This is a genomic window from Vibrio rotiferianus CAIM 577 = LMG 21460 (genome assembly GCF_002741985.1).
Lineage (GTDB): Bacteria > Pseudomonadota > Gammaproteobacteria > Enterobacterales > Vibrionaceae > Vibrio > Vibrio rotiferianus.
The window spans coordinates 289,224-296,812 of record NZ_APHW01000014.1 but is presented as its reverse complement, the minus strand read 5'-3'; the positions used below and the strand labels follow the sequence as shown (position 1 = coordinate 296,812).

Sequence of the window (7,589 nt, the reverse complement as noted above, 5' to 3'; positions counted from 1 at the left end):
TGATATCGACGATATCGATTCGGTCAAGATTGGTGACACGACCTACACAGGCGATGCACTTAAGGCGTTGTTCAACGAGGGCATCGAGCTAACCCTCACTGGTGCAGAGAGCATTTCCGTGGTGGTTACACCAAAAGACGACGCTGACATTGAAGGTTTAGAGAGCTTAGTCGGTCAGATTGTAGCTGGCGAAGGCGCGACGATCCTACCGGGTAATAACAAAGCAAACGCCACCATCAATGATGAAACCGTTGACCGTAACGAAGTGACGGAGGTGTCAATCAAGACGGTGGACGCTGCTGCAGTGGAAGGTGAAAGCACGGCTTCGTTTGCTATTTCACGCACAGAAGAAGAAGGCGAACCAGCTAAGGTCACCTTCAAGTTCGATACCAGCATGGCGGACTCGGTTGATCTCGACGATATCGATTCGGTCAAGATTGGTGACACGACCTACACAGGCGATGCACTTAAGGCGTTGTTCGACGAGGGCATCGAGCTGACTCTTACCGGTGCTGAGAGCATCTCCGTGGTGGTCACACCAAAAGACGACGCAGAGATTGAAGGTTTAGAGAGCTTAGTCGGTCAGATTGTGGCTGGCGAAGGCGCAACTATTCCAGATGGCGGTGACAAAGCGAACGCGACAATCGATGATGGTGGTCATCCACCACAATCCGAGTCATTTACTGAAACTATCAGCACAACAGGCAAAACGAAGGTTGTGTTCAACACAAACTTCGATAATGTAGAAAATGATGATGATCATATTTCAGATAAAGAAGATGACCTATCTGAAACGCCTCTAAATATTGTCGTTACAGAGCTTCCTGATGACGGAAAGCTATTCCTAAAAGTCAGTGATACTGAGTTTGTAGAAATCAAATCAACGGATCTGCATATCGTGGATGACGTGACGGGTGAAATTCTTCAACAAGGTACGCCTTACAACCCAGACAGCATTTATTATGAGCCAGATTCTGACAACATAGGGTTCTTGCTTGGAACAAAAGATTCTTTTGACCAAGAGTTTAACTCTAGTCAGACTGAATTTTACAACTGGGGTGAGTCATCGGATGGTAACGCTAGCAGCGTAAGAACGATGACATTGAGTAATGGTAGCATTATTACGATCAGTACAGACGATGGCTTGCTTACACAGTATCGCGGTGACCCAGATGCAAACCATGTTGGTTACGGTATTGGTGTTGGTGGTAACAGCGGAATCAACTCTGGAGAGGTCATAAAGATTGATTTTGGTAACACACCAGTAGATGCCTTAAATATCGGACTAGATGGATTGGGTGGCAAGTTCGACCATGGTTCTAATGACAGCTACGCAGTATTCGTTGTCAAGTATGATGATGGTTCATCCAAAAGGATTACATATACTAAACCTGAGGGCGAAGATGGGAATACAGCTTTGTTCCAAGAACTTGTATTTGATTCACCAGAAGGAAAACTGATTGCCTCAGTTGATATCACCACAGAAGGTGATGGTAACTGGGAGTTGAAATATATCGAGGCAGAGCCTCAAGAAGACACATTTGACTACAAGGTTGTTGATTCTTCAGGAAACTACAGTAACGAGTCACAAGTAACTTTAGATAAAGATGGTCTAGAGGGGAATTTACCACCAAAACCATTAATCGCTACTATTGACGTACAATCAAGTAGTATCGAGGAAGGGGCGAATTTAGTCTTCGACATTTCATTAGATTCAACTACAGCTACGCAGTACAAATATCCTGTAAAGTTTGGTTTTGGGTCGACTACAACGGACAACCAAGATATAGACTTTGCAAGCGTCATCTTTAGTGACGGCGTAACCTATGACGCTATAACTAATTCATTGATTGTACCTAAAGGTGTTGATTCGTTTAGTATCACTATTCCTACTGTGGATGATCTCCAAACTGAGTCGACAGAGCACTACGAGATCCAAATTGGTGATCACAGTGCGGGAATAGACATAACGGACAACGAAACACTGACTCAATTCAAGTCTGTGGAAGGTCAAGAGTTAGAGCTTGTTGGTTTACCGAGTGGTTTTACTTTCCCAGATGGTGTGACATCTATTAACACCGAACTTGGTGGAGTTGTAGAATTACAAGATGGCAAGATTATATATCAGCCACCTCAACGTGATCATTCTGACGAAATCAGTGACCAAGATAGTTTCCATGTAGACGTGAATGGTACAAGGCATACCATCCAAGTCGACATTGCAGATTCTGCTCCTGTTGCAAGAGACGACTCACATACACTTGATGTCGTGCTCGACTCGTTTAGTGTCGGCGGCATCGAAGCTGCGTGGAGTTCGGTAGTAGGTGGTACAAACACCTACGTTTTCGATAGTAATGACAATGATAGCGCCAATGACCAGCTTCGTTGGGGTATTACCGATGACAATGACCCTCAATCAGGTTACGGATTTATTGACAATGATTTGGGGCTGAATGGTGAGCTTCCGTTAAATGAAGACGTTATTCTGGGGACTTTTACTCACTTTAATAACCCGATCAGCTCTGGAACGGCGATTACAGGAGCAACGTTATCTGTAAGTTTTGAGTTGGTTGATACTTATGGAAACCGTCAACTAGTCGAACTGGACATCGAGTTTGGTCATAACGAGACACCAAATGACGGCGGTACCGGTGACGATATAGTGACCATTACAAGTACAGCCGCGACATTTAACTTTGATGGTAAGGAATATTCTGTAGAAGTTGTTGGCTTCAAGGATGTTAACGGTAATGTCGTTACCTCAATAAATACTTCTGAGAACCAGGACACATCGTACGATCTTGCCATTAAACTTGTCCCAGATAGCAATTACTCTGAGCCTTCTTTATCCGGTAATGTTTATGAAGATAACGGTTTTGGCCCAGATGAGATCGCGCAAGATGATGTTTCCGTTGTGTCTGTTAGAAGCAGTACTGGCACTGTAGGTGCAATTGGCCTAGCTCTACAAGGCCAATATGGTCAATTAACGTTGAACGAAAACGGTACTTATGAGTATGTAATCAACACTTCACATAATGCGATTCCAGAAGATGCGGTCGAGTCGTTCACTTATACACTAGAAGATACTGATGGCTCACAATCTGAAGCAACAATTAGTATTGACTTTAATCTGATTAATGCTTCAGAAATTAGGGCGTTAGACGATGCTGTCAAGACGACTGAGGGACAGGACATATCGGGTAACCTTTTAGATAATGATGGGGATACTATTCAGTCTGTATCTGAGTTCTCAATTGCTGGCTCTAATACAGTGCACTCGATTGGAAGCCGAGTCGCTATTGAAGGGGGATTCATTACAGTCCAAGCCAATGGTCAATTTTTGTTTGAGGCTGCGGATAATTGGAATGGTGATGTACCTGCCATTACGTACGTGACAGATACTGGTGCATCAGCAAGACTGAATATTGAAGTCGAAGCGGTCGACTCTCCGACAGTTACTGATAAAGATTCTTCAAAAGCTAATGAGCATCATACTGCGACTGGCAACGTGTTATCGAACGACGAGGATATAGATTCTACGTTGTTAGTCGATACCTACTCGATTGAAGGGGTAGACGGCTCGTTTGACGCTGGCACACAGTACACATTCGGCAATCAAGGGGTTTTCGTTCTCAATGAAAACGGTAGCTATTCATTTACGCCTACTGAGCATTGGAGTGGGGATGTTCCAACAATCACTTACACGACCAACACTGGCGCGTCAAATACCTTAGATGTTGAGATCGTAGCTGTAGCGGATACGCCTAATTTAGAAGTAATTTCTAGCAAAACTATTGCGGCCATTGATTTTGAAGATGTTAGTGTCCGCGGTACTGTGGCCAACGTCGATATTGATAAAGTTTCTGGAAGTGGAACCGTTGGCGTCTGGGAGACGAGCAATAGTGGCGGTAAAGTCGAAGTAGGTACTGAAGGAACTTATCGAGATGGTGATTCCACCAACCAGGTACTGGAGCTGGAAGGCCGGAATGGGGACAAAGATCTATTCACAGATATCACCTGCCGAGCTGGTGCCCAATATACATTGGACTTTGAAGCGGCTATTCGCAGTGGTGACTACCATGCATCAGATATGGTAGTTAAGTTATACAAGCTTGACGCTTCTGGCAGCCCTATTTTAAGTTCTGAAGTCACAGTATTTGATTTCCATGAATATGATTATACCTATCAAACTCTCGAAAACATCGAACTACCAATTGAGGATTCTGGCAACTATCGAGTGATGTTTGAAGCGAAGGGCTCAGACACTCTAGGTATTATCATTGATGACATTGTTATCAAAGAGACTTTGAATACAGGTGAAGAAGGAGCATTCATCGCATTAAGTGAAATTAGCGCTTCCTTAGTAGATGCTGACCACTCTGAACGACTAACTATCCAACTTGATGATGTGCCGATTGGAACGGTATTACGTGATGGTGCAGACAATGAGATAACCGTAGAATCAGTTCCTGTCGATATTACTGGCTGGGACTTAACTTCACTTGAAGCTAAGTTTAGTCAGTCTGGACAGTTTAATTTGAATGTATCCGCCATAGCGACGGAAGTGAGCAACAATCATTCAGCAGAAACTAGCATTCAGATACCAGTTTCGGTAACGCAGCAGGTCGTTCACCTCGGTGGCGGCGGCAATGATACCTTTGAACTTACTCAGCCAATTAATAACTCGGCGAACTTTACTTACTCACTAGGTGGTCATGGTGCGATAGGAGCTCAAGGCCCGTTCCAGCAAAAAGTTGAATTGACCGACAACATCAGGGTTAGCAGCGGTGACAGTAATGACCGAATAGACTTTGGTATAGGTAAAGGAGACTACGTTATCGATACGGGTAGTTCTCTTCCAAATGAAAATGGTACTACTCCAGATCGAAGCTTTTTCGAAAACGCAGACTTTATGAGTACAACGCAGACGATTCATGATTCTTATGGAGCCCTGCTACAGAGTGTAGAAAGTGAAGTTCAACCTGTGACTGATACGGTAAATCTGGGATCTGGTGATGATGTTGTCACTAGCCAAGGGGGTAACTTAGCCGCTTATGGTGGAGATGGTAACGATACTATCTGGGGTTCAGACAATGGCTCTGATGGTATTCGTGGCGGTAATGATGATGATACTCTGTATGGCAGAGGTGGTGATGATTACTTATTAGGCGAGGCCGGTGAAGATACCATTTCGGGTGGTAGCGGTAATGATATCTTAGTTGGTGGTCTAGGAAACGATATTCTAATTGGTGATGATGGTGCAGATATTTTTGCGTGGGTAGATGTTGAAAATGGCGCTGTTGACCGTATTAAAGATTTCACTGTCGATGAGGATATTCTTGATTTGTCCGAAGTCTTGGAAGGTGTCACCTTCAACGATATCTCCGAGTTGTTGGATACGATTCCTGATGACAATCTGCAAAGTGTAATTTCGATTGAGGATTCACAAACAGGGGCGGCGTTAACGATTAATCAAGACGGTAAGTCAATGTCTATTGAGTTCGATGGTTTGAGTGCTGCAGATTTAACTGCTTATTTATTTGAACAAGGTGGGCTTAAACATAGCGATTAGTTACACTTGTTGGCAAAAATAAATCAAAGGGGCTAATGACAAGCCCCTTTGTTGATCTAGTGGTACTTTTAGCTTTTAGGAAGTGCGGTAAAAATAGTCCATTCCTGTTTCACTTCGCCTTTGTAGCCAATGACGGTGGCTGTAACCCGTCTGTTTAGAGCATGGCTGATCTCATCGGTACCGAAAGAAGCCAATTTTGTTTCTCCGAAACCCACTATCCTTAAGCGGTCAGGTGAAATGCCATTTTTAATAAGTTCTTGGCGCACATTCTCAGCTCGTCTTTTCGACAAATCTAAATTGTGTTCGTCAGTACCCGTGATGCTTGTGTAGCCTTTAAGCTCTATTGATGTACTTGGGTACTCTTTCAGGAAGTTCGACAGGTCACTAATCTGTTTTGCAAAAATTGGGTTGATGGCGTCGGAGTCGTTCGCAAATAACACTCTAATTTGCATTTTTTGTGAAGATTTTGCGTACTCTCCACACCCATCATTATCAAGCTCTGAACCAATAGGTGTTCCTGGGCATAAATCCCTATGATTGATTACACCATCTTGATCATCATCCAATTGATCGGCGGACTGATCAGCTATAGGTGTTGGAATGTAATCATACTCATCTCCAGTTTCATTGCTAGAACTGCAGCCGAAGATAATAAGTACTGAAAGACCTAGTAATAACGCTTTCATATTAATACTCCACTTTCTCTAACCATTCTTGAGGGACATCAATTCGTAAAGCATTCAATAACTCTCCCGTGGCATTCATCACTCGATATTTAGCGTATTGTTCTGAATATTTTGCATCTAAGTAGTCTTTTCGTGCCTGAAACAGTTCGTTTTCTGTATTCAGTAAATCCAATAACGTTCGCTTACCGATCCGATACTGCTTCTCATAGGCAATAACGGTTTCTGCTGCGGAATCTACATGGTCGGCAAGAAACTCTTTTTGTTGCAGAGTTAAGTCAAGCGCACTCCAAGAAAGTCGCAATCCTTCTTCCACGTTTTGATAAGCACTTTCACGCAAGTCTTTTGCTTTATTCAATTGGTAGGCGAAGTTTTCACTGTTTGCAGCGTCACTACCACCGTTGTACAGGTTGTAGCGCATTCTCAACATTGCAGTGGTCTCATCACTGCTGCCTTCAATGCCTCCTGCATCATCTCGCCAGGTTTGGGATGCCTCCAACGAAAGTGTAGGGTAGTTGACGCCTTTTGATTGCTTGTACTGAAACTTGGCTGAATCGACATCGGCAATCGCAACTTGAATAACAGGATGTTGGTCAAACGCTTCTCCAACAGCATCATCAACTGTGTTTGGTAGGTAGTTCTCGTCTGCTCTTGGGAAAATGAGTCCTTGCGGAGTCTGTCCAACTAATCGGGTGAACATAGTATGTGAGTCATACAAATTGTTCTGAGCGGCAGCCAAGTTACCATGGGCTTTTGCCAAGCGAGCTTCAACCTGAGTGAGGTCTGCAGTAGATCCAATCCCGGAGGTAACACGCTTTTTAATGTCTACATATATCTTTTTATGAACGGCTAGGTTGTTTTCTGAAAGCGTTAATATTTCGTATGCTTTCACGGCATCAAGATAGACTTTTGTTACTTCGAGTGCTTTGTCTGAAGCATCGGCAAGTAGTTGGTACCTCAAAGATTCGGCATCGGCCGCAGTACGATCAATGTCATTGAGTGTGGAAGAACCATCCCAAATAAGTTGCGTTAGCGTGATTGATGCTTCTTTTCTTGTTAAGTCGGTTTCACTACGGTCAAGATCAGCAGGATCAATCCCCTCGTACCCGATGCCAGCATCAAGATCAACCTTCGGAAGATACGCTCCTGAAGATGCATCATTGACGTATTTCCTACTGGTGAATTCGTTAAATGCACTTTTAATGTCGGGGTTGTTTTTCAATGTAAGAGCCACAGCCTGTTCTAGTGTTTGCCCAAACGCAGAAAACGATGCAATTAGGCCACTGCAACAAGCGATGGTTAGTTGAGTCCATTTCACAGTAGTTCTCCTAAAA

At 43.6% G+C, this 7,589-nt stretch carries 3 protein-coding genes; 1 reads left to right on the top strand and 2 read right to left on the bottom strand.

Annotated elements, in window-relative coordinates; all coding sequences use genetic code 11:
- Nucleotides 1-5,572: choice-of-anchor K domain-containing protein (locus B853_RS07665; protein ID WP_128826841.1), on the top strand; the 5,572-nt coding region annotated here is incomplete at its 5' end.
- A 68-nt stretch (nt 5,573-5,640) separates the two neighbouring features.
- Here B853_RS07665 and B853_RS07660 read toward each other — a convergent pair.
- Together B853_RS07660 and B853_RS07655 are read right to left on the bottom strand one after the other, a co-directional pair.
- Nucleotides 5,641-6,258, bottom strand: coding sequence for an OmpA family protein (locus tag B853_RS07660; RefSeq protein WP_038887665.1), 618 nt, complete (start codon nt 6,256-6,258; stop codon nt 5,641-5,643).
- Between the two features lies 1 nt (nt 6,259).
- The gene (locus B853_RS07655; protein ID WP_038887667.1) at nt 6,260-7,573 is read right to left on the bottom strand and encodes a TolC family outer membrane protein; all 1,314 of its coding nucleotides are present in this window, start codon (nt 7,571-7,573) and stop codon (nt 6,260-6,262) included.
- Between the last annotated feature and the right edge of the window lie 16 nt (nt 7,574-7,589).